Genomic DNA, 22831 nt, shown 5'->3' on the forward strand with positions numbered 1-22831 from the left:
AAAACACAAAACACAAAAAAGAAAAAGAAAAAAGAAGAGCCACGGACTTACAGTCCGTAGTTCTTCGGGTTGAACACGTCCACCTTCTCGGAGTACTCCTTGATGCACTCGTCCATGAAGGCGTCCATGGAGTCTGGGAAGCTCGCCAGCTCCTCGAGTGCCTTGTCGAGCGCCTTCCTCTCGAACTTCGTGAGCTTCAGCTCGCCCTTCTTGTTGGCCTCGTCCACAATCTTTGCGGCGGTCTCGCCCGCAGCCTTTGCCCTGAGGTAGACGTCGTTGCCATTCTCGACGATTGCCTGCCCAACTTTGAAGGCGTTGAAGTATGCGAGCACATAGGGCTGCGGGTCCCTGTACAGGTCGGCTGCCACGTACAGGTCTCTGAGCACCTTGTCCTTGCCCGTCTGCTTTGCGGCGTTCATCAGGGCGACCTCGTATCCGAGAGCCTGTGCCCACACCTGCACCGTGGAGCCACCGAACTCGGAGTGATACTCCACGGACTCGTTGGACCACAGGTCACAGCACTGTGCAATCAGGTTGCCCATGACGTCCGCGTGGGCGCACGTGGCGTCCTTGCCCTCCTGGGCGTGGGGCACACCTGCCACGGCCTTCACGATTGGACCCTCGTATCCACAGTCCTTGCCAGGTCCCTTGGCGCCACACTCGTAGCACACGAGCGTCCTGCCAGCTGCGATGGCCCTGGCGATGATGGCATACACGTGGGGCAGGTTGTTGTCCAGCAGACCGCCAGCCACGAACATGCACGTGTTGGCACCAGAGCAGTTGGTCTCACCGCCGGGTATGCAGCTCGTGCCCGCCTTGTTCACGGTGTCCACTATCTGGCTCCACACCCACTCCATGTCGATGCTGCCCAGGCAGCCGATGCCGAACAGGATGCCCTTGAGGTCCTGCCTGGCCACTGCATAGTCCAGAATCTCCTTGCCGCCCACGGTCTCACAGGAGATGTTGGACGCACCCGCCTTGGCACATGCCTCCACGGTAGCAATCATCTTGTTGGGGTAGTCGTGCTCTGCGTCCTCTCTCAGGCCAGCGGGTGCCAGCTCATCACGCCTGATGTCACCCGGTGTGTGCCTGAGAGCGAGCTTGATGCCATACTCCTCGTTGAACTTCTTCATCAGCTCGAACTGCTTCTTGGTGACCGCCTCGCCCCATGATGGGTCGTTGGTCATCTGGAACACGTGCTCTGTCTCGAGCTGCATGGTGGGAAGTCCAATCGTGACACACCTCTCGAGGATGTCCTTGGTGATGTGTCTGTACTCGTTCACAAGCTTCATCTTGGAGGCCTCAGAGCCGGGCCTTGGTGCGTAGTTGGTCTCTGGCACCACGTATCCTGCACCAAGCTCCAGGTCCAGTCCGTAGTTCTTGATGGGGTTCGGAGCCTCTCCGAACACCATGTCGTCTGGGTTGGTGTAGGCCATCTTGGTGTATCTCATCTTTACAGCCATAGTTCCTCCTCCCAATGGTTTTTTACAGGGGAGTGGTGGAGTTTATTCTGATATAAATGTTATCAATTGTAAGGATTTCACTCTGATTTTACCCTAAATCTTCCCACCACCAGAGCGCCCCCTACAAAATATTAAAATAGCATATGCCTTAGCGTAATGTGGAGGAAAGCAAATGACTGAGATGACACCTAAGGAGCGAGTGCTTGCCGCACTCCAGAAGAAAGAGGTGGATAGGGTTCCGGCTACCTCAGTGACCCAGACGGGCACCGTAGAGTTCATGCAGAAGGCTGGCGTGTTCTGGCCAGAGGCCCACAAGCACGTTGACCAGATGGTAAAGCTCGCCAAGATGCCCTATCAGGAGGTGGGGCTGGAGACCGCCCGTGTGCCCTACTGCCTGACGGTGGAGGCGGATGCCCTTGGCGTGCCAATCAACTGGGGCAACGAGGAGAGGCAGCCCTCGGTAAAGGAGACCCCATACGAGGATGTGGGCGACATCCCCTATGAGGACTTCCTCGAGAAGGGAAGGGTGCCCGTGGTGCTCAAAGCGGTGGAGCAGCTCCAGGCAGAGGTGGGGGATGAGCTGCCCATAATGGCGGGCGTGACAGGTCCAGTGACGCTCGCAGGACATCTCATGGGCGTGGAGAAGTTCATCAGGCAAAGCATGACTGAGCCAGACGAGGCGGACATGTTCGTGGAGCTGGCCACCGAGGTGCTCAAGATGTACGCCGAGGCGCTCGTGGATGCGGGTGCGGATGTGGTGGTGCCCCTGGACCCAGTGGCATCCCCAGATACCATCATCCCCACCTCGTTCGAAACACTCGCCTTGCCCCATCTCAAGGACCTGCACCGCACCATCCATTCCAAGGGCGCGCTGGCGGTGCTGCACATCTGTGGCAACGTGAAGCAAATTCTCACCCTCATGGCAGAGACGGGCGCTGACGGACTGAGCATCGAGGAGAAGGTGAGCATGGCAGAGGCAAAGAAGATGGTGGGTGACAAGGTGGCCCTCGTGGGCAACGTCTCCTCCATAGACCCACTGCTGCTCGGCGACCCAGAGAAGGTACAGTACGCAGTGATGGATGCACTGGATGGCGGCACAGACCTGTGCGCACCTGGCTGCGGCATAGCGCCCAAGACCCCGACCGCCAACCTTGCCGCCTTTGTGGAGGGAGTGAAGGAGTACTTTGCATAAATTGCAAAAATTGTAAAGAGATAAACTTTTTTTTCCTTTTTTCAAATTATTTTGTTTTACTCAATAAGTAATCTATATATAGGGCTGAGTAAAGATGGGGGTTTGTACCACCATTAAGGAGGAGGAAAACATGGCTGAAGTAGACTTTAGTAAAGCAAACACTGAGATGACCTTGGTGAGATATGACATCAAGGCTGAGAAGGAGGTAGCTCCCGAGGAGTTCGCGGCAGACGTGATGCCCAAGGACCCCATGTACAAGAAGATTGCCGAGGCAATGCTCAAGGGAGATGCTGCAGGTGTGGAGGCAGCCGTCAATGAGGCTCTCACAAAGGCAGACGCACTCGACGTGATCAACAATGCCCTGGTGCCAGGAATGGCAGCGGTGAGCAAGCTGTACGATGCAGGTATCTACTTCCTGCCACAGGTGATGATTGCCGCCGACGCAATGGCAGCGGGCATCAAGGCGTGTGAGGAGAAGATGGGCAAGGCAATGGAGAGGAAGGGCACAGTGGTGTGCCACGTCGCCGAGGGCGACATCCACGACCTTGGAAAGAACATCGTCGTAGCACTGCTCAACGCCAACGGCTTCAACGTGATCGACCTCGGCAGGGACGTGCCAATAGAGGAGGTCGTCAAGGCAGTGGAGGAGCACCAGCCCTTGATGGTCACGGGCACCGCACTGATGACCACCACGATGAACGCCTTCCCGAAGATTGCCCAGAGGCTGAAGGAGAAGGGCATCGAGATTCCATTCGTGTGTGGTGGCGGTGCCGTGAACAGAGAGTTCGTGGAGTCCTACGACATGGGCATCTATGGAGAGAAGGCTGCTCAGGGACCCGTGCTCGCAGAGGCTGCCCTCAAGGGCATGTCCTGGAAGGACATCAGAGACAAGTACGAGGAGCTCCTCGGAGTGTGATTTTGACCGGGTGGGCCTTCCCACCCTTTTATTATAAAGGAGGGGAAATAGTATGCATCCAGCTGCACTACCAGTATTGTTGTTCTCACTTGGATTTCTACCGATAGGCCTTGCCGTTGCCGGCAAGGTTCCAGCTAAGGGCGCCCAGTTGCTGGCCATCTTTGTGGGCATCACCACATTCATCACCGCGTGTCTGCTCTACAGCGGCTTTGGAATGGACGCGCCAGACTACCTCAGCGCCGCTGTGGTGGGCACTGCGGGGGTGACCTTCATCGCCGCAGGGCTTCCAGCGTTTGGCGCTGATGGAAAGTCGATGTCTGCCGTGGACGTGTGGACGGGCATCATGCTTCTCGTGGCTGGCGCCTATGTGATGTCCATCGCAGCTGGCTCCACTGCCACGCTGTATGTGGGGCTCGCAGTGTTCGTCTTCGGTATCCTGTGTGAGCTTGCGGCACTACCAGCGTTCGGCATCGGCGGAGCGAGCTTTGGCTGGCTCATTGTGCTGTTAGTCATCGTGAATACGCTGCTGGCATACGCACTGATGCTGGGCCTGTACTGAGCTGACCCCCAGCTCCTTTTCTCTTTTTTGTTTTACGATGTTAAGCGTATAAAAATGGCATTCTCTTACCCATCTCACGATGGGTGTTTGACAAGATAAAAAATCCTCCAACCTCAATCGAGAACCCAAGAAGAATGGCCATGGAGCGCACTCTCCCGATACTAAAATGAGATGAATGGGTGAGTTTAGCAGCGAACTGCAGTTCCCGTGCGCGCGAGCAGCACAGTACAGTGCAGTACGTGGGCGGGCTTATCTTCTGAGTTCGGAATGGGTTCAGGAGTACCCCCGCCGCTATGGCCGCTAAACTCGAGCCTCAAGCCAAGGTCCGGATTCGAACCGGAGTAACATCGCTCTGCAGGCGATTGCGTAGCCGCTCCGCCACCTTGGCAGATGCTGTTTGCCGCAAAAAGCACAATCTGGATTTCGCCTGAGTTGAGGCAAGAGCAGGCTGGCACGGACTTTAGTAGCCGCGGGCTGAACACCTCGTTGCCTTGGTGCTTACACCCCGGCCCTATCAAACTCGTCTTTTACGAGCGTCCTTACGGGAGTCTCTTTTTGGGTGCGGTTTCGGGCTTAGATGCTTTCAGCCCTTATCCGCTGGTGCGTAGCTGCTCGGCATTGCCCTGCCGGACAACCGATCGACCAGTGGCACCGTTGCCTTGTTCCTCTCGTACTAAAGGCAACTTACCCTCAGACTCCCAACACCCCCAGTAGATAGTAACCGACCTGTCTCACGACGGTCTAAACCCAGCTCACGATCCCCTTTAATAGGCGAACAACCTCACCCTTGGCTGCTGCTGCACAGCCAGGATGGAGAGAACCGACATCGAGGTAGCAAGCCACCGGGTCGATATGTGCTCTTGCCGGTGACGACTCTGTTATCCCCGGGGTAGCTTTTCTGTCATCAATGGCCCTCATCAAGAGGGCACATTGGTTCGCTAGGCCCGCCTTTCGGCTCGTGATTTCTTGCTGTGCGAAATCACGTCAGGCCGGCTTATGCCCTTGCACTCTTCTCAGGGTTTCCGTCCCTGATGAGCCGACCTTTGGGCGCCCTTGATATCTTTTCGAGGGCGTCCCGCCCCAGGCAAACTGCCCACCTACCGTTGTCCTCTATACGAGTTAGGGTCACAGCCTCGGAAGGGTAGTATCCCACGGGCGGCTCCACACCCCCTGACGAGGGTGCTTCTACGCCTCCTACCTATTCTGTACATCCAAGACCGTAACCCAGCAGCAGGCTGCAGTAAAGCTCCACGGGGTCTTCACTTCCCCCTGGGGGTCTCCAGACTCTGCACTGAAATGTGAAGTTCGCCGGATTCTGGCTAGGGACAGTGGGGCTCTCATTGGTCCATTCATGCAAGCCGCCAATTAAGCGGCAAGGTACTACGCTACCTTAAGAGGGTTATAGTTACCCCCGCCGTTTACAGGCCCTTCGTCCCGTTGGACCGGGCTTTCAGGTACCTGCACTGGGCAGGATTCACAGACTGTACTAGTCCTTACGGAGTTGCAGTCTGCTATGTTGTTATTAGACAGTTAGAGCCCCCTGGTCACTGCGACCTGCTCTCTTCAGAGCAGGCACCCCTTCTCCCGAAGTTACGGGGCCAATTTGCCGAATTCCCTTAGCCAAAGTACTCCGACACGCCTGGGCCTTCTCAGCCTGAGACACCTGTGTCAGTTCTCGGTACGGCCACTTGACTGCCCTTTTCACGGGCCCCTGGGGTCAGCCGACTTGCGTCATCACGCATTCACCCCCTTCTCGCCATTACGGCTCTCCGGGGGCTTCGGCGCTTGAACAGGCTGGCAACACCTGCTCGGCCTACCCTGAGGCGTCAGGACTTATCGTCAAGTGGTGCAGGAATATTAACCTGCTTCCCTTTCGGCGCACTCGAGTTACGGTGCACCTTAGGACCGACTAACCCTCGGCTGACGAACATTGCCGAGGAAACCTGGCCCTTTCGGCGGTTGGGATTCTCACCCAACTATGCTGCTACTAATGCCAGGATTCTCGTTTCTGCACGGTCCACAGGACCTCATGGCCCTGCTTCTGCCCATGCAGAACGCCTCCCTACTGAATCGCCTCGCGGCGTCCCATGGTATCGGTGGTCGACTTTAGCCCCGTCAATTTTCAGGGCCCCAAACCTCGACTGGTGAGCTGTTACGCACTCTTTAAAGGATGGCTGCTTCTAAGCCAACCTTCCAGCTGTCTTGGGCTTGGGACACCTTTTATCGTTAACACTTAGTCGACACTGAGGGACCTTAACCATGGGCTGGGTTTATCCCCTTACGGACTGGAAGCTTACCCCCCAGCCCGGACTCCGGACTTCTACGACGACGGCGGCTTTGGAGTTTGACAGGGGAGCGAGGGGTTTCCCCCCCGACTTCCCCAATCCGTGCTCTACACCGCCGACTGCCTCCGTCCAGGTCATGCTGCGACATGTTTCGGGAGGAACCAGCTATCACCGGGCTCGATTAATCTTTCACTCCTAGACGCGGGTCAGAGGAGCGATTTGCACATCAGCACCCTTTCGGCCCTCCACGCGAGTTTCCTCGCGCTTCAGCCTGCCCACGCCTAGATCGCCCGGTTTCGGGTCTTGCCCAAGTGACTTCGGGCACTTTTAGTACCCCGTGCCATGCGGGAAACCCGCTACGCACCTGTCGCTTTCGCTTCGGCTCCCCACTTCCGTGGTTAACCTCGCCACTCAGGCAAACTCCCTGGCCCGTTCTTCAAAACGTATGATGTGACGCTGCAACACAGTGCTCGTACTGCCGCCTCGCGACGGGTTCCTTCGCACTGCTGATCCTTCCACGCCACATCCCACTATCACCAGCTGGTTTCAGGCACTTTTCACCGCCCTTCTTGGGGTACTTTTCAGCTTTCGGTCACCCTACTACTGCGCTATCGGTCTCAAGACGTATTTAGCCTTGGAAGTTGATGTCTCCCAGATTCCCGTGTGAATTCCAACACACGGTACTCAAGACACGGGCTCCACCCTCCAACTTACGCCTACGTGGCTATCACACTCTTTGGCGCCCCGTTCCAGGGGACTTCGGCTTCGTTGGGTGGGGTGTTGAGCCCGGCTTACAACACCACATCTCCACATCCTCATCGGATGCGGATTCGGTTTGGGCTGTGCCGCTTTCACTCGCCGTTACTCACGGCATCCCTATTGGTTTCTCTTCCTGCCCCTACTAAGATGTTTCAATTCGGGGCGTTCCCCCTCCCCGAAGGGAGTGATGCCGTAGCATCAGGATGTCCCATTAGGAAATCCCCGGATCAACGATTCCTTGCATCTCCCCGGGGCTTATCGCAGCTTGGCACGTCCTTCATCGGCGCTTGAGCCGAGCCATCCACCAGCTGGTACAGCTGCCAGACTCCGGTCTCACCTCAACTCAGTGGGCGTCCAGATTGCGCTTATACACGGTCTCCCAGCATCAGCCTTGCAGGCTGAGGCTCGACCCTTCCCAGATGAACTGTTGTTCACCTGGTGCACTATGTATCTCGATGGACTCGCTGGGACTCGAACCCAGGGCCTCTGCCTTGCAAAGGCAGCGATCTTCCAGCTGATCTACGAGCCCCTGAGGTTCGTGCTGCAGTCCATCATGACTGCAAGCCCTGATGACTTTTCGGCTTCCAATCGGACTGCTCACGTTTGTGAGCACTTATAGGAGGTGATCCAGCCGCAGATTCCCCTACGGCTACCTTGTTACGACTTAACCCCACTCGCGGAGCCCAAGTTCGAAGATGGCACGAGTCCACCTCCTCACTTAGACCCCACTCGCATGGTTTGACGGGCGGTGTGTGCAAGGAGCAGGGACGTATTCACCGCGCCATTTTGAGGCGCGATTACTACGGATTCCAGCTTCATGAGGGCGAGTTGCAGCCCTCAATCTGAACTACGGTTGGGTTTAGGAGATTACCTTCCCCTCTCGGGGTCGGTACCCATTGTCCCAACCATTGTAGCCCGCGTGTAGCCCGGGGGATTCGGGGCATACTGACCTACCGTTGCCCACTCCTTCCTCCGCTTTAGCAGCGGCGGTCCCCACAGTGTACCCATCGTCCCGAAGGACATGCTGGCAACTGTGGGCGTGGGTCTCGCTCGTTGCCTGACTTAACAGGATGCTTCACAGTACGAACTGACGACGGCCATGCACCTCCTCTCAGCTAATCCGGTAAGGTCTTCAGCCTGACCTTCATCTCGCTGTCGCCCCCGGTAAGCTTCCCGGCGTTGAATCCAATTGAACCGCAGGCTCCACCCGTTGTGGTGCTCCCCCGCCAATTCCTTTAAGTTTCAGCCTTGCGGCCGTACTTCCCAGGTGGCTCGCTTCACGGCTTCCCTTCGGCACCAGGCACAGTCATGCCATGCCTGACACCTAGCGAGCATCGTTTACGGCTGGGACTACCCGGGTATCTAATCCGGTTCGTGCCCCCAGCTTTCGTCCCTGACCGTCGGACCCGTTCTAGTGAGACGCCTTCGCCACTGGTGGTCCCTCAGGGATCACAAGATTTCACCCCTACCCCTGAGGTACCTCTCACCTCTCCCGGTCCCAAGCCTGGCAGTATCCTCTGGACGCCTGACGGTTAAGCCGCCAGATTTCCCAGGGGACTTGCCAAGCCGGCTACGGACGCTTTAGACCCAATAAAAGTGGCCACCACTCGAGCCGCCGGTGTTACCGCGGCGGCTGGCACCGGTCTTGCCCGGCCCTTGCTATCAGATGCTTTTTAGGCATCTGGACAGCCGATGCTATGCATCGGCACTCGAGGTTCCCTTATCACGGTTTCCCGCATTGTAAAGTTTTCGCGCCTGCTGCACCCCGTAGGGCCTGGATTCATGTCTCAGAATCCATCTCCGGGCTCCTGCTCCCACAGCCCGTACCCGTCGTAGGCTAGTAGGTGCGTTACACCCACTACAACCTGATAGGCCGCAGACCCATCCTTGGGCGGGCGGTTGCCCCTTTGAACCATGGCGCCTTCCAGCCTCCATGGTCTATCAGGTATTATCCCCAGTTTCCCGGGGTTATCCCTGTCCCAAGGGTAGGTTATCCACGTGTTACTGAGCAGTGCGCCATGCTCCCCCGAAGGGGAACATACGACTCGCATGGCTTAGTCGAACCCCGATAGCAGTGGCCTCTGGCAGGATCAACCAGAGTGTGCAGGAATTGGTGGTTACTTAACTCCTTGCCCCTTGAAGGGGTGTCCGATTGGAATTAACCGAGTCATCAGGGCTTGTGTCAGACGGAATAATCACTATTCAGTCTCCACGACATCGCTGTCACACGGCTTTGATGCAGCCCTTCACGAAATGGGTATCCCCAACATCCGGGCTGACGCCGAGCGCCGTGTTCTGAGGGACTATCTATTCTCCCTCATTACTATTTAAGGCTTTCGTTGTGCCACCCCAATAGGGGACACACATCTGTTCATGCCCCCACGGAGGTGGGTGCACCTTCCCCACTACATAATCCTATATAAACTTTGCCTTCGCCCTGGGGCTCAAGCCCAACAGGGGTGATGCTCGTGCTGGTGCTCACGGCAATTGTGCTCTCCCTGCCCATGCCCCCCACGTTCTGGATGGTTGCCCTTGGGTACGTGGTGCTCAGCACAGTATCTCCATGGCGATGCTGCTCGCATTCTCAAAGCAAGAGCGAGCTTGCGAGTGGATGATGCCCCGTCCCACAGGAGCGTGCTCACGAGGTACGATGGTGCGTTCTGGACGTCTTCGTGCTGCTCTCGGCCATCAGCGTTTTATAGTGCGCCTGAGATACAGCATTACGGTGGCAGATGGACTGTGAAAAGCTCAGGCTGGACATGCACGTGCACTCGCACTTCTCTCACGACTCCATCAACAGTGTGGAGCGGCTCTTCAAGTCATATCTCAGCACGGGTGTGATTCCCATCGTGTGCGACCACAACTCCATAGAGGGCTCAGAGAGGCTGCGCTCACTCATGAGAAAGAACCGCATCGAGGTGCCCTGTCCCCTTGCAGAGGAAATCGCAACCGCCGATGGAGAGGTGATAGGGATATTCCTCACAGAAGAGGTGCCGCAGGGGTTATCGTGCGACGAGACGCTCGACATCATCCATGAGCAGGGGGCGCTTGCCCTCGTGCCCCATCCCTTCGATGTGTACAGGAGCAAGGTGATAAGAAGGGAGGTGCTCGAGAGGATGATGCCAAGGATACATATCATTGAGGGGTACAATGCCAGAAACGTCCGCAAGAGGCACAACGCGCGGGCAGTGGAGTTTGCAAGGCTGCACCACAAACCCATCTCGGCAGGCTCAGATGCCCACACCCCCTTAGAGCTCGGGCGAACGTACGTTGAGGTGGAGCCGTTCGATACTCCAGCTGAGCTGCTCAAGCACCTCCCCCACGCAAAGATAGTGTTCAGAAAGACCAGCCCAGCCGTTCACATAATCACCAAGCTCGTAATGATGGTGAGAAGATGAAGCTTTTGTGTGGCTTTTCCATGACGCTCACCCTCGGCAAGGGCAGCGAGCTCATCAAGCCATATCTGCTGAGGAGACACAGAGAAGAGCTCGAGCTTGTGCACATCCCATCGAGGATGCCTCGAGTGCCCTATCCCTCTATGGGCGGGAGGAAAAGCTTTAAATTTCATTAGGTAGTGGGGGGTTGCGCGTGTCCGGATGGTGTAGGGGCCTAGCATAGAGCCCTGTCGAGGCTCTGACCCGGGTTCAAATCCCGGTCCGGGCGCTTTTTACTACTGGAGTGGTGAACAGGGGATTTTGCATATGCTGCTTCTAGGGTAACAGCAGTTGATTACTCTGCCTGCGTAAGAACGTCCATCCCGCAGCACTTATGTGACATATATCATGATGAAGGAAGTTCATCCACTTGGGGGTCAGAGCAACCAGAACATGCTGTGGCCAAAGAAACGCCCCGAACCAGTTGCATAAAATCTTAAATATGTGGGTGCCCATGAGTGCAAAACTGTCAGCAGTGGGCTCGTGGTCTAGCAGGTTATGACACTGCCCTTACAAGGCAGAGGTCGGGAGTTCGAATCTCCTCGAGCCCACTATCCAGTGGTGGAGCATGAACGGCATCGAGATGGCACACATCGCGGAGTACATCGCCCGCTGTGCCGATGGAAAGGTGGTGGAAGTGGGGGTGGGACACAGGCTCGAGGTGGCGAGGCTCCTCACCCGTATGGGAATCGAGGTCGTGGCAACGGACGTGCACCCATCATCCCGTGGAGTGCTCATGGACGACGTGTGCGCCCCGAACGTGCGCCTGTATGAGGGGGCATCAGTGGTGTACTCCCTTCGCCCCCCTCCAGAGCTCTGGGTGCCAATCGCGAGGGCTGCGGCGAGGGTGGGAGCCCAGCTCATAATCAGGCCATTTGGCTCAGAGAGCGTCGACCTTTCTGCCATATATGCAAAAAGGCGTACTGTGAGTGGCAGGGGGATGAGGCTGATGCATTTCACCGAGCCAAAACCTATTTATCGAGCCAGCGTGTGCCCTAATGCATGAGGCTCGACTTCGTTGACAGGGCAGTGCTGGTGTGTGCCCTGCTGATGGTGCTCATTCTCGTGGACACCTACGTGTTCGTGAGAGCGTGAGCTATTTCCACCTCTTGAGGCTCGATAAGGGAGTAAGGGCAGCCCTCGCATATGTGCTGGAGCGTCAGGTGTGGACATATGAGCCTATAGGCAATCCTCTATCGCCCTCTTCACCGCCTCGAGGTGCAGCTCGCACGAGCTGTGAATGCCACCTCGCCCACCCCGCCTTGCCCTGCATGGATAGTAGGACACCAGCAGGGACGCCTCCATGGGAGCCCTGTCCACCTCCACCCCCTTGAGCCCCTGTGCCATGAACCACGTGGAGCCACAGGGTGCACCCCTCACCACCTCCACATGCTCAACCCTTCCATGGGCGATGCTCACCTTGAGCACTGGAGAGCCCACGTGGGTAAGCAGCGCCCTGAGCGCAGGGCTCTTGGTGTGCTCTGGAGTCAGGCTGCAGCATATCTCGTGCACGAGCAGCTCCATCTCATGGGCTGAGGCGATTTTTCCTGCCTCTGAAAAGGGTATGTAGCGATACCCCCCAGCCACCACCACCGCCTGTGCTCCTCCCTCGGCAGCCCTCCTTACCACCTCGAGGTTGAGCTCTGGGCTCAGGGCATACGAAAACACCACGTCCGCCGACATGGGGGGAACGTGCGGTTGCTCGAGCGGGGGGGTATCATGCAGCTCCACCATGTCCACACAAGCCACATCGAGCCTTTTCAGGGTATCGTATGCCCTTTTCCCCCACTTTCCCCTGCACACCACCGCCACCCTCATCCCCGCTCCCTCCTCGAGAACCGCATGAGCTGAGAGAGGGCTCCAAGATGCGTGCCATCGAGCAGATAGCACTCGGCATGCTCCACATCGGCGGCTCCGCTCGAAAACAGGGGACCGAGCAGCTCTGAATCTGGGTCGTTGGCCACTACCCCCCCACACAGCGTGCAGAACGCCGGAACGACCACGAGGGGCGTGTCATGGGCATCCGAGCCCAGTGCAATGGAGAGCACCTCTCCCCTCAGAGTGGTGCGGAGCCAGCATGGAAGGGTGACAGTGCACCCGAGCGAGTCCACAAACCTCACGAGCGGGTGGGTGTGGGCACACACGATGATGTCCGCTCCGAGCAGCTCACTGTTCATCCACGCATGGCCATGCACATAGCCCACGCCATCGAGCACCACGCCCCCCGAGGGGTGCACATCAACACCCTCTGGCACCAGCTGGGCGATGCCCGCATCGTGGTTGCCAAGTACGATATCCACGTGGACAAGCTCGCCGAGCCGCTCGAGCACGGAAGGAAGCTCAGCCTTCTCCAGGGGGCTAACGCCCCCAATGGTGTGCTTCACATCCCCGAGCAGCACCAGCCTGTCAAACCCGTATTTGAGCACATGCTCGAGCCGCTCGAGCAGCTTTGGGGTATGGGAGGGAATGTGAACCCCCTCCCTGCGCAGCTCATACTCTATGCCGATGTGCAGGTCTGCCACCACGAGGGCGCGCTCATTGCCCTCCACCACCAGCGCCCGCTCATCCACCACTGGCTGCAGTTCAGCGGTCATTCACATCCTCGAGCTCTCCTGAGAGATACGCATCGTATGCAGAGAGGTCGAGCAACCCATGCCCACTCAGGTTGAACAGCACCGTCCTCTCATCCCCGGTCTTCTTGCACTCTCTGGCTATGTCAATCACCGCCCTTACCGCATGAGAGGTCTCTGGGGCAATCACGATGCCTTCGCTTCTTGCAAAAATGCTGGCTGCCTCAAAGCACTCGCTCTGGCGGTAGGCGACGGCGTCCATGAGGCGCTCGTGCACGAGATAGCTCAGTATCGGAGCATCGCCATGGTACCTCAAGCCCCCTGCATGAATCCTCGGAGGAATGAAGTCGTGTCCAAGAGTGTACATCTTGAGCAAGGGTGTGAGCCCTGCCACATCCCCGAAGTCATACTCATACCTGCCACGGGTGAGGGTGGGGCATGCGGTGGGCTCCACTGCCACGAAGGTGGTCTCACTGTTGCCCGCAAGCTTCTCCCTCATGAACGGAAGCGCTATGCCCGCAAAGTTGCTGCCTCCGCCCACGCATCCCACCACGTAGTCGGGGTAGTCGTCTGCCATCTCCATCTGGATTGCCGCCTCCTCACCTATGATGGTCTGGTGGAGCAGAACGTGGTTGAGCACGCTGCCCAGCGCGTAGTTGGTGTCCTCGTGGGTGGCGGCATCCTCCACGGCCTCGCTGATTGCCACACCAAGGCTGCCCGGGCTGTCGGGGTCTCTCTCAAGCACAGCCCTTCCCGCGTTCGTCCTAGTGCTCGGCGAGGGTATGCACTCCGCACCCCACACATTCATCAGGTACTTGCGATAGGGTTTCTGCTCATAGCTCACCCTCACCATGTACACGGTGCACGCCATGTCGAACAGCTTGCATGCGAGGGCGAGGGCGCTTCCCCACTGTCCAGCCCCCGTCTCGGTGGCCAACCTTCGTATCCCCTCCTTCTTGTTGTAGTATGCCTGAGCCACGGCGGTGTTGGGTTTGTGGCTCCCCGCAGGGCTCACACCTTCGTACTTGTAGTAGATGCGGGCTGGGGTATCGAGGTACTGCTCCAACCTGCGCGCCCTGTACATCGGAGAGGGCCTCCACAGCCTGTATACCTCCATGACCTCTCGAGGGATGCGGATATACCTCTCGGTGCTCATCTCCTGCTCGATGAGCGCCTTGGGAAATATCGCCATCAGGGCCTCCGGGGAGACGGGCTGGCGCGTCTTCGGGTCCAGCGGAGGGTCGAGCGAGGTGGGAAGGTCAGCGAGCACGTTGTACCATGCATCTGGCATGTCGTTTTCATCGAGCACATACTTTGTTCTGTCCATCAGAACTCCTCACAATGTATATTTATGTTGATTGAGGCACGCTCTCGTACTTGTGCGATATAAAGATAGTGGTCATCCAATACCCCATTTCACAACACTTAAATGCGTTCTCGGCATTGGTATGCCGAAATGATAGTATTCTCCAAGCTACTCGCAGACAGAGCCACCGTGTGGGAGGCGCTGAGGGCAAAGGCGGGTCGCCAAAGGAGAAGCGATTTGCTGAGGTTCTCATCTGTGAGCTCCCCGGTGGTGATGTGGAACATTACGAGGGCGTGCAACCTCGGATGCAGACACTGCTACATCGATGCCACCACACCCCATCCAGAGGAGTGGACACTCGAGGAGGGGCTTGCCTTCATAGACGAGCTTTCAGCAATGCACGTGCCCATAGTGATCCTCACGGGTGGAGAGCCCCTCATGAGCCCGCACCTGCTCGAGTATGCCCGCCATGCCAAGAAAAGAGGTCTCAGGATGGTGATATCGAGCAATGGCACCCTCATCACTCCAGAGGTTGCCCAAGAGCTGAGGAAGGTGGGCATACAGTATGTGGGGGTGAGCATAGACTCCGCACACCCAGAAAAGCACGATGCCTTCAGGGGAGTGGATGGGGCGTTCGAGAGAGCCCTCTCTGGCATCAGAGCTGCGAGGGATGCGGGCATACCCACGGGCTTGCGAGTGACGCTCACCAAGCACAACTACAGGGAGCTGCCAGAGCTCATCGAGCTGTGCCTTGCAGAAGGGATACCGAGGTTCTGTGTGTATCACCTCGTGCCCACGGGAAGGGGTAGGTACATAGCCGACTGGGACCTCACCAAGCAGCAGCGAAGGTGGGTGCTCGATGTGCTCTATGAGCGGGCAAAGGCGCTTAAGGATGAGCCCATCGAGATACTCACCACCGACTCGCCGATGGACGGCGTGTACATCCTCGAGCGGCTAAGGAGGGAGGACCCTGAGCGGTTCGAGCTGGCACGAAGGCTGCTTGTGGCAGCTGGGGGGTGCTCCATTGGCCTCAAGGTGGCAAACGTGGACTTTCTCGGAAACGTGTCCCCATGCCACTTCGCGCCCCATGTGAGGCTCGGAAATGCGAGAGAGACGCCCTTCTCCGAGCTGTGGCAGAAAAATCCGTGCGAGCAGCTGTGCATGCTTCGAGAAAAGGAGAGACACCTTACTGGAAGATGTGGACGGTGTGATTACGTGGGCGTGTGCGGGGGGTGCAGGCAGAAGGCATACTTTTACACGGGAGACTTCTATGGCGAGGACCCCACGTGTATATACGACCCAGATGCGGGCCAGCTCGAGCCCCCACTGGACGTTGAGGTGCTATGATTTCATGGCGGCTATGAGCTCTGCGAGGGTTGTCTCCACATCCTCCACGTCCTCCCTCATCTCCACGAGGTTGCCCGTTACAATCGCATGTGCGCCAGCCCTCACCATGCTCTCTGCCGTGCTCGGGTCGCGTATGCCACCGCCCACCACCAGCGTGCACCTCGACGCCCCCCTCACTGCAGATATCATCTCCGGGGGTACTGGAGAGCTCACACCAGAGCCAGCCTCGAGGTACACGAACCGCATCCCCATCAGCTGAGCGGCGAGGGCGTATGCCACCGCTATCTCTGGCTTTGCTCGTGGTATTGGCCTCGCATCGCCAACATAGCCCACCGTGCCCCCGGGCTCGACCACGAGGTACGCCATCGGGATTGCCTCGATGCCATAGCCCACCACGAGGGGCGCTCCCAGCATCTGGTTGCCTACGATGTAGGTGAGGTCTCTGGAGTTCAGCATGCTCATGAAGAACAGGGCATCCGCATGGGGCGTGAGCGAGTGCACCCCAGCGGGAAACAGTATTACGGGAAGGGATGTGACTCGTCGGATGGCATGCACAGTCTCATCGAGCAGCCCTCCAGCCGCATTGATGGAGCCACCCACCATGAACGCATCTGTGCCAGCCCTCGCCGCACCCTCCGCTATCCTTCCAGCCCTCTCGGGTGGCTGACTTTCTGGATCTATGAGGGTGAGGTGAGCCGCACCATCCCTCTCTATCACATCGAGCAGATAGCGCTCAACAGCTCCCAGCATGGCTTATGCTCAGCCCTTAATCTCTCTTGACTTCATCCTGAGCCCCTTGTATCCACACTTTCGACATCGTGTGGCTCTTACGGCGTTGCGGGCGTTGCACTTCATGCATATCTTGACGTTGAGCAGCCTGTTCTCAGCTTCTGGAAACCTCCCCATCGCTCACACCTTCTTCGTGTGGCACATCACCCACACATTTAAAGCTTTTTCTTTGTGGACCAAAAATCACGTCATTCCTTGTGAAATCTTCCTCAAGAGAGTGAGAGCAAGCAGGGGGCTTTTGCGCACCACGTGCATTCCCACCCCTGCGAGCTTCAGGAGTGGATGTCCCCGAAGCCTCGATGTGTCATAGTCTTCGAGCGCTGCCACAAGGGCATCGATTTCCTCATCCCTCATCCTTCTGAGCATCTCGAGGGAGAGCCTGCCCACCACATGCTCCCACCACAGCTCCCGCCTCCATCGACGCACATATGCCCGCAGCATGGCGGCAGATACATCTCCCTTATCCAGCGCCTCTGCAGCCGTCTGGGCTGCGAGCGTTCCAGCCCGAATCCCGTAGGCTATGCCCGACTGACCACACACACCTCCGCACACCATGAGCCCGCCGCACACGAGCTCGTGGGGAAGGGTGGCCACGGGGTCTGCACCCTTCGCCACCGAGAGCACCCTAACGGGGCCGTGTTCTGCCTCAAAGCGTGTTAGGTGGCGCTCGAAGAACGCCGAGACGTCCCTCCCGTGCCTTCTGACATATACACCAATGGTCGCCTCGTCCCCTCCGAGGGGTGTGTAAGTGGCCTTCCAGCCGGGCGCCACGCTGCCCACCGTGTACTCAAAGTACTCGGGCTCTCCCACGCCCTCACCCACCACGTGCGCCTCGAGGGCCCACGCAAGGTCGTGGGGATGGCGCATGGGGGATATACCCGCCAGCCGGGCAAGCCCACAGTCCACACCGCACGCCACCACCGTGATGGCAGCTCGCATGGGCTCGCCGTTAACGACCGCCCCCTCGACTATGCCATCGCTCACCACCAAGCGCTCTGCCCTGTGCTGCCAGAGCACCCTCGCCCCTCTTCGCTCTGCCTCCTCGATGTAATGGGCATCGAGCCTGTCTCTGTGGAGCACACAGCCCCTCGCATCCACCCTGATGCCCCGTCCGGAGGGAGAGCGTATCACCATGCCCTTGAGCCAGCGACGGACGAGGTGGGGCTCGAGGGGCATGTGTGCCTTTTTGGCCATCGCCTCGAACACGGTGTTCGCAGGCGATGGGACGTAGTCGGGTCGCTTGCTGTCCACGAGCACTGTCGCAAGTCCCAGCCTCGCACACTCGAGGGTGCACGCCATGCCCGCCGGGCTTGCCCCTATGACCAGCACGTCAGCCCTGTCCATCGCCCCCAGTTCAACCTTCCCCCTCTTAAACCTACCCAGAAAAGCCTATCCAGAAAAAAGATATACTGGCTAAAAAGAAGTGGTAGTGATGCTCAACCTGCTCGCTTTAGCCCATGAGCTGGAGGCAAAAAAGCATGCCCTGATTGCGTATGAGAGGGAGTCCTCAGAGGAGCTTGGGGCATACAGAGAGCGGCTCTTGGACCTGAATGGCATGTGTCCAGAGCTTCCACGATACTGCGGTGCCGTGCCCCTTGAGAAGGGCGAGCTCATCGTGCCGTTCGATTGTGGCTGGAGCTCGAGGCAGGAGGCGCTTGCGTGGATGGACGAGGTGCTCTCTGGCACGCCAGTTGCGAGCGTGGACGGGAGCCAGATATACGCAAGGCGGGGGCTGGGGATGCCGCTGGCAATCGTGCAGAGTGCGCTCGTGTACAACCCCCACGATGGCTCAGAGGCACAATGCGAGCGAATCGTGCGGCTCATCACCCCAGAGCAGTTCGAGCAGCACAGCATGTATCCATACAGCAACGAACTCGTGGACGCGATGCGCTTCTCCCTCGAGTGTGAGCACGTGATGAGCGCAAGAATCGATTGCCTATGCCTGCTGGACACCTCGCTCGTGCTTTCCCACATAAGCTCGCACGGCGAGAGGATACGCAGCGTGTACCTCGATGCCATAAGGGGACTGCTCTCGGCATCGGAAAACAGGGTACCCATAGCCGCATTCGTGGACTCCCCCAACTCCCACGACCTCGTGAGGATGATGGGACAATGCTTTGAGGAGCTGCCGAAGGGTGTGAGAATCACCGATGCTGCGCTGTTGAGAGGTGCCATGAAATGGGGGGAGCGCACCAAGGTGTTCCTGTGCGACAGGGATGACAGGCGCTACTTCGAGGGCAGCTCAGTCCTCGACCTGTATGGAAAATGGGGAAGGAGGATATGTTTCTTCTATCTGAACACCAGCCCCCATGCTCCGTGCAGGGTGGAGATGCCACTGTGGATGTACGAGCAGGGGCTCACTGACCTCGTGGCAGACGTCATAAGGGGCGAGACAATCATCAGGGGCACCTATCCAGACATCCTCTGGAGGGCACACGAGGCAGCGGTCATCAGAGAGAGGGAGCGTGCGGTGTTCGAGCAGATGGTGAGGGGCTTTTGTGAGCACAATGGCATATTGCTCTCCGAGAGTGCCAAGGACTTTTACAAGCGCTTTGAGGTGAGCTGAGTGCTCGTGGAGATGCTCGGGACGGGTGATGCGGCGGGATGTCCCAAGATAGGGTGCGGGTGCGCTGCCTGCCGTGATGCCCTCAGGGGAGGAAGGAGCAGGCGTGCGAGGTTCTCGGTGCTGCTGCGCACGGGAGAGGGCGTGGTGCTGATAGACACCAGCCCAGACCTGAGAGAGCAGCTGCTTCGTGCCCGCATCCCCAAGGTGGGTGCAGTGCTGTGGACGCATGCCCACTATGACCACTATGGAGGGCTTCCAGAGCTGTTCAGGGTGCAAAGAAGGGTGAGGTGCTATGGCACCCGCGAGATGAGGGACCTGGTGGAGAGCACATTCTCGTTCATGCCCCTGCGCTTTACCACGCTCGAGCCCTTTGAGGAAATCGAGCTATTTGGGCTGCGCATCACTCCTGTGCCAGTGCACCACCCACCCCTGAGGGAGCCCTGTGGGTTCGTGGTCATCGAGAATGACCAGAAGCTGGTGATTACCGGGGACACCTCCATCCACATCCCACAGGAGAGCCTCGAGCTCATGGCAGAGCCAAAGCTACTGATTGCGGACGCCATTCACCCCACACTGAACTTCCACAAGCACATGAACGCAACCGAGGCGCTGGAGCTTGCGGGAATGCTGGGGGCAGAGAGGGTGCTGCTAACCCACCTGAGCCACCTGTACCCACCCCATGAGCATGCCATAAAGCGCTATCCCCTCGCCCACGATGGCATGTGTGTTGCGCTCGAAGCCACGAGGGAAGAGAGTGTGCAAAGCCAGCTCGACAGCTACTCGTGAGGCCCTCTTATATCGTTTTCCTATGCAGATTGAAAAGGTAGCTACGCCCAAAGGCGCCTCAAAGGCGCCTCAAAGGTGCCTAAATGAGCACTACTGCAGATGGCCCTTTGCCGCAAGGTAGTCTCTCAGTGCCTCCCTCCAGTGCCTCATGGCAAGTCCATGGGAACGCAAGACTGGGCTCTCGAGGGCAGAGAAGGGGGGTCTTCTTGCCCTCTGGGAGAGGGACTCGCTTCTTATGGGGGACACGCTGACGTCGAGGCCCACCAACTCCACGATGGTGCGTGCGAACTCGAACCATGAGCACATGCCCGTATTGGTGGCATGGTACACCCCATGGGGAAGCCCCCTCTCGAGCACCTCCCGTATGAGAAGGGCAGCATCCCTCGTGTACGTGGGGCTCATCACCACATCGTCCACCACCGTGAGGCTCTCACCAGCTCTTGCCTTTTTCACGATGGTCTCCACGAAGTTTCCGCCCTTCCCGCTCGCTCCCCTGACCCCGAAGAGGCTCGCCACCCTGAACACATAGTGTCTGCTCACGAGGCGGGTGTACGCCTCTCCCGCGAGCTTGGAGATGCCGTAGGTGTTCAAGGGGGAGGGGCAGTCCTCCTCGGTGTAGGGCTCGCCCTTCGTGCCATCGAACACATAGTCGGTGCTTATGAACACCGCACACGCTCCAATTCTCTCGCACACCTCAGCGATGTTCTTGGCACCAATGGCGTTCACGGCGAATGCCCTCTCGGGGTTCTCCTCACACTCGTCCACCCTGTGATACGCGGCAGTGTTGACCACCACCTCTGGCCGAAGATGCACGAGCTGCTCACAGCTCTTCCTGTCAGAGACCTCGATGTCATCGTGGCAGAGGGGCACCACGTCGTGCGATGAGAGCACCTCCACGAGGTCAGAGCCAAGCTGTCCCCCAGCACCTATCACCACTATCCTCATAGCAGCCTTCCCTCCAGCTCCACCTCCCGCAAGAAACGCTGCATCTCGAGCAGGTGCCGATACCATGCCACAGTAATCGTCCTCGGGTCGTCCTTCACCACCCCTTCCCTCAGGGCGGTGTACACCTCGCGTGCTCCCTCTCTGGGCGTGAGCTCGGGCTTAAAGCCCAGAACCCTCCTGATTTTGTCAAAGCTCACGCGATAGCTTCTGGCGTCCGCAGAGCCATACCACTCGTACTCGAAGGGCACGCCTATGGACTCGGCGATGAGGCGGGCGAGGGGCATGATTTGATAGTTCTGCTCGTTTGAGCCCACGTTGAATATCTGCCCGCTCACCCTGTCCTCCTGTGCCTCCATGCACATGAGAAATGCCCTGCTGGTGTCCCTCACGTGCACAAATGGTCTCCACTGGGTGCCATCCCGCTGTATGGGAATCCTGCCGTGTTTGTAAAAGCCCAGCACCATGCCGTTGATGGCGAGGTCGAACCTCATCCTCGGAGAGAGCCCATACACCGTTGCCTGCCTGAGCACCACGGGTGTAAAGTGCTCATCAGCCAGAGAGAGGCTCTCCTCTGCCATGAGGTTCGCCCTCGCATACGTGGTGAGCGGATTGGTGGGCGAGCACTCATCGAGCACGCCCTCCTGAAAGCCGTACACACTGCACGAGCTTGCGAGGATGTAGCGCTCCACCCCTCTCTCCTTTGCAAGTCTCGCCACCCTCCTTCTGCCCTCACAGTTGATCTCCATCGTCTTTTCTGGCTCGAGCTCTCCCGCTGGGTCGTTGGAGAGAGCTGCCATATCCACCACCACATCTATGGAATCGAGCAGCGATCTTGATAGCTCCTTTAATGCAGACGAAGTAATCAACTTGTCCTCTTTCATGCTTATGCCAAGCTCTAACAATTCCTGGATATGTAATTGACAAGTTTGCTTGAACTATTTCATCCTGAAAAATATCCTCCCAATCCTTACGCATTATTTCAGTAAAAAATCCCCTTTCATCTGCAAATCTCTTTAAGGGCTTGATAACAATACCAGGAAGCATTATACAACCTCCTCCTTTAATATTTTCAAAGCCCTACTGAGTGTATATGGTCTCTCATTCAAATATTTTGTAGCTTTGGATGTATCAAGAGATGAATCTCTCGGCCTTTTTGCAATCCAATTTATCTCATCCATCCTTGAAGGAATAATTAAACTCTCATCTAATCCAAATACTCTTGCAATCTCTTTAACAAATTCGAACCTCGAAACCCTTGTAGCCCCAGCCAAGTGAAAGATTCCTGTAATTTTCCTCTCGGCAATCTCCAGCAACATTCTGGCAAGATTTGTGTTTAGTGTTGGTGTAATATATTGATCAATGACGATTCTAACACTTTCTCCATTTTCAAGCTTGTTGATCAACCATAGAGCAAAATTAACCTTACCGCTTGCTGGCTTCGCCCCGTATATAACACAAGTCCTCGCAATACAGAAGTCTTGACAGTATTTTTCTCCCAACAGCTTTGTATAACCGTAATAATTCACAGGATTCGTCTCATCTTCTTCCTTGTATAATCCTTTATTTCCATCAAAGACATAGTCAGTTGAAATATATATTAAGAATGAATTAAATTTTCTTGCCATCTCTGCTATAATTTTAGTCCCTTCAACATTTATTTTGTAAGCTAAATCCTTATCAACCTCGCATCTATCAACATCTGTCAAAGCTGCCGTATGTATGATCACATCTGGCTTTACATCGTTGATAGCTCTTACAATACTATTAGCATCGGTTAAATCAAATTTAACTGCTTTACCAAATTCTGGCTTATGGTTACAGTATCCAGAGTAGACATCATAACCTCTCTCTAGAGCTATTTCGGCTATTTTATTTCCAAGCAGACCGCTACCGCCCGTAACAAACATCTTCAAG

At 57.2% G+C, this 22831-nt stretch carries 21 protein-coding genes, 4 tRNA genes and 3 rRNA genes; 12 read left to right on the plus strand and 16 right to left on the minus strand.

The features are described 5' to 3' along the window. Positions 1-47: 47 nt before the first annotated feature. The gene (gene mtaB / locus BP07_RS00280; protein WP_042684251.1) at positions 48-1463 is read right to left on the minus strand and encodes a methanol--corrinoid protein co-methyltransferase MtaB; all 1416 of its coding nucleotides are present in this window, start codon (positions 1461-1463) and stop codon (positions 48-50) included. 172 nt (positions 1464-1635) lie between these two features. On the opposite strand from mtaB, the gene BP07_RS00285 reads away from it, so the two are divergent. The 3 genes from BP07_RS00285 (at position 1636) to BP07_RS00295 (ending at position 4130) form a co-directional block, all read left to right on the plus strand. Next, the gene (locus BP07_RS00285) at positions 1636-2655 is read left to right on the plus strand and encodes an MtaA/CmuA family methyltransferase (protein ID WP_042684254.1); all 1020 of its coding nucleotides are present in this window, start codon (positions 1636-1638) and stop codon (positions 2653-2655) included. Positions 2656-2785: 130 nt separating this feature from the next. Continuing rightward, on the plus strand, positions 2786-3571 hold the full coding sequence (locus tag BP07_RS00290) for a methyltransferase cognate corrinoid protein (RefSeq protein WP_042684257.1): 786 nt from the start codon (positions 2786-2788) through the stop codon (positions 3569-3571). Positions 3572-3623: 52 nt separating this feature from the next. Next, a complete protein-coding gene (locus BP07_RS00295; RefSeq protein WP_157203006.1) occupies positions 3624-4130 on the plus strand; it encodes a hypothetical protein in 507 nt (168 codons plus the stop codon). 183 nt (positions 4131-4313) lie between these two features. Here BP07_RS00295 and rrf read toward each other — a convergent pair. The 5 genes from rrf to BP07_RS00320 form a co-directional block, all read right to left on the minus strand. After that, positions 4314-4435, minus strand: a 5S ribosomal RNA gene (gene rrf, locus BP07_RS00300). An 11-nt stretch (positions 4436-4446) separates the two neighbouring features. Beyond that, positions 4447-4518, minus strand: a tRNA-Cys gene (locus tag BP07_RS00305). 55 nt (positions 4519-4573) lie between these two features. Continuing rightward, a 23S ribosomal RNA gene (locus BP07_RS00310) occupies positions 4574-7503 on the minus strand. A 127-nt stretch (positions 7504-7630) separates the two neighbouring features. Continuing rightward, positions 7631-7703: transfer RNA gene (locus tag BP07_RS00315), tRNA-Ala, on the minus strand. A gap of 88 nt (positions 7704-7791) precedes the next feature. Beyond that, positions 7792-9275: ribosomal RNA gene (locus tag BP07_RS00320) — 16S ribosomal RNA — on the minus strand. Together the 16S, 23S and 5S rRNA genes with 2 tRNA genes alongside form the textbook arrangement of a ribosomal RNA operon. Positions 9276-9636: 361 nt before the next feature. Between BP07_RS00320 and BP07_RS08695 the strand changes: the two genes are divergently transcribed. The 6 genes from BP07_RS08695 to BP07_RS00345 all read left to right on the plus strand — a co-directional run bounded on the left by BP07_RS08695 (position 9637) and on the right by BP07_RS00345 (position 11614). Continuing rightward, positions 9637-9789: a hypothetical protein gene (locus BP07_RS08695; RefSeq protein WP_157203007.1), complete on the plus strand. Its 153-nt coding sequence runs from the start codon at positions 9637-9639 to the stop codon at positions 9787-9789. Between the two features lie 117 nt (positions 9790-9906). Next, positions 9907-10572 (plus strand): PHP domain-containing protein, encoded by a 666-nt coding sequence (locus tag BP07_RS00325; protein ID WP_052353040.1) that lies wholly within the window; start codon positions 9907-9909, stop codon positions 10570-10572. Then, complete coding sequence (locus BP07_RS08700; RefSeq protein ID WP_157203008.1) at positions 10569-10745, plus strand: hypothetical protein; 177 nt, start codon at positions 10569-10571, stop codon at positions 10743-10745. The genes BP07_RS00325 and BP07_RS08700 overlap by 4 nt, the downstream gene beginning before the upstream one ends. Positions 10746-10764: 19 nt before the next feature. Beyond that, positions 10765-10837: transfer RNA gene (locus tag BP07_RS00330), tRNA-Asp, on the plus strand. Between the two features lie 248 nt (positions 10838-11085). Continuing rightward, positions 11086-11159 (plus strand) — tRNA-Val (locus tag BP07_RS00340). A 17-nt stretch (positions 11160-11176) separates the two neighbouring features. Next, the gene (locus BP07_RS00345; RefSeq protein WP_052353041.1) at positions 11177-11614 is read left to right on the plus strand and encodes a UPF0146 family protein; all 438 of its coding nucleotides are present in this window, start codon (positions 11177-11179) and stop codon (positions 11612-11614) included. 173 nt (positions 11615-11787) lie between these two features. Here BP07_RS00345 and BP07_RS00350 read toward each other — a convergent pair whose 3' ends face one another. From BP07_RS00350 to BP07_RS00360, 3 genes are read right to left on the minus strand one after another with little or no spacing between them, the layout of a single operon-like run. Further along, the gene (locus BP07_RS00350; protein WP_052353042.1) at positions 11788-12426 is read right to left on the minus strand and encodes a DUF166 family protein; all 639 of its coding nucleotides are present in this window, start codon (positions 12424-12426) and stop codon (positions 11788-11790) included. Further along, a complete protein-coding gene (locus tag BP07_RS00355; protein ID WP_042684263.1) occupies positions 12423-13202 on the minus strand; it encodes a metallophosphoesterase in 780 nt (259 codons plus the stop codon). The genes BP07_RS00350 and BP07_RS00355 overlap by 4 nt, the downstream gene beginning before the upstream one ends. Continuing rightward, positions 13192-14505, minus strand: a complete 1314-nt coding sequence (locus tag BP07_RS00360; RefSeq protein WP_042684266.1) for a TrpB-like pyridoxal phosphate-dependent enzyme — start codon at positions 14503-14505, stop codon at positions 13192-13194. Before BP07_RS00360 ends, BP07_RS00355 begins: the two co-directional genes overlap by 11 nt. 129 nt (positions 14506-14634) lie before the next feature. On the opposite strand from BP07_RS00360, the gene BP07_RS00365 reads away from it, so the two are divergent. After that, positions 14635-15831, plus strand: a complete 1197-nt coding sequence (locus BP07_RS00365; protein ID WP_042684268.1) for a radical SAM/SPASM domain-containing protein — start codon at positions 14635-14637, stop codon at positions 15829-15831. On the opposite strand, the gene BP07_RS00370 is transcribed toward BP07_RS00365, so the two are convergent. From BP07_RS00370 to BP07_RS00380, 3 genes are all read right to left on the minus strand, one after another. After that, on the minus strand, positions 15826-16581 hold the full coding sequence (locus tag BP07_RS00370) for a geranylgeranylglyceryl/heptaprenylglyceryl phosphate synthase (RefSeq protein WP_042684270.1): 756 nt from the start codon (positions 16579-16581) through the stop codon (positions 15826-15828). The genes BP07_RS00365 and BP07_RS00370 overlap by 6 nt on opposite strands. A gap of 9 nt (positions 16582-16590) precedes the next feature. Beyond that, positions 16591-16737, minus strand: a complete 147-nt coding sequence (locus BP07_RS00375) for a 50S ribosomal protein L40e (RefSeq protein ID WP_042684271.1) — start codon at positions 16735-16737, stop codon at positions 16591-16593. A gap of 66 nt (positions 16738-16803) precedes the next feature. Further along, entirely contained in the window at positions 16804-17964 is a 1161-nt protein-coding gene (locus BP07_RS00380) for an NAD(P)/FAD-dependent oxidoreductase (protein ID WP_042684273.1), read from the minus strand. A gap of 88 nt (positions 17965-18052) precedes the next feature. On the opposite strand from BP07_RS00380, the gene BP07_RS00385 reads away from it, so the two are divergent. Next, the gene (locus BP07_RS00385) at positions 18053-19186 is read left to right on the plus strand and encodes a DNA double-strand break repair nuclease NurA (RefSeq protein WP_042684275.1); all 1134 of its coding nucleotides are present in this window, start codon (positions 18053-18055) and stop codon (positions 19184-19186) included. Further along, entirely contained in the window at positions 19187-19972 is a 786-nt protein-coding gene (locus tag BP07_RS00390) for an MBL fold metallo-hydrolase (protein WP_052353043.1), read from the plus strand. A gap of 90 nt (positions 19973-20062) precedes the next feature. Here BP07_RS00390 and rfbD (BP07_RS00395) read toward each other — a convergent pair whose 3' ends face one another. Genes rfbD (BP07_RS00395) through rfbD (BP07_RS00405) form a run of 4 tightly spaced genes read right to left on the minus strand, consistent with a single transcriptional unit; the run spans position 20063 to position 22824 of the window. After that, the gene (gene rfbD, locus BP07_RS00395) at positions 20063-20917 is read right to left on the minus strand and encodes a dTDP-4-dehydrorhamnose reductase (protein WP_042684278.1); all 855 of its coding nucleotides are present in this window, start codon (positions 20915-20917) and stop codon (positions 20063-20065) included. After that, positions 20914-21744, minus strand: coding sequence for an NAD-dependent epimerase/dehydratase family protein (locus BP07_RS00400; protein WP_394296284.1), 831 nt, complete (start codon positions 21742-21744; stop codon positions 20914-20916). Before BP07_RS00400 ends, rfbD (BP07_RS00395) begins: the two co-directional genes overlap by 4 nt. Next, positions 21647-21961, minus strand: a complete 315-nt coding sequence (locus tag BP07_RS09185; RefSeq protein ID WP_276623919.1) for a dTDP-4-dehydrorhamnose 3,5-epimerase family protein — start codon at positions 21959-21961, stop codon at positions 21647-21649. The genes BP07_RS00400 and BP07_RS09185 overlap by 98 nt, the downstream gene beginning before the upstream one ends. Next, positions 21961-22824 carry a dTDP-4-dehydrorhamnose reductase gene (gene rfbD / locus BP07_RS00405; protein WP_245597024.1) on the minus strand — a complete coding sequence of 288 codons (864 nt, stop codon included), beginning with the start codon at positions 22822-22824 and terminating at the stop codon, positions 21961-21963. Before rfbD (BP07_RS00405) ends, BP07_RS09185 begins: the two co-directional genes overlap by 1 nt. Between the last annotated feature and the right edge of the window lie 7 nt (positions 22825-22831).

This window comes from Methermicoccus shengliensis DSM 18856 (assembly GCF_000711905.1).
Classification (GTDB): domain Archaea; phylum Halobacteriota; class Methanosarcinia; order DSM-18856; family Methermicoccaceae; genus Methermicoccus; species Methermicoccus shengliensis.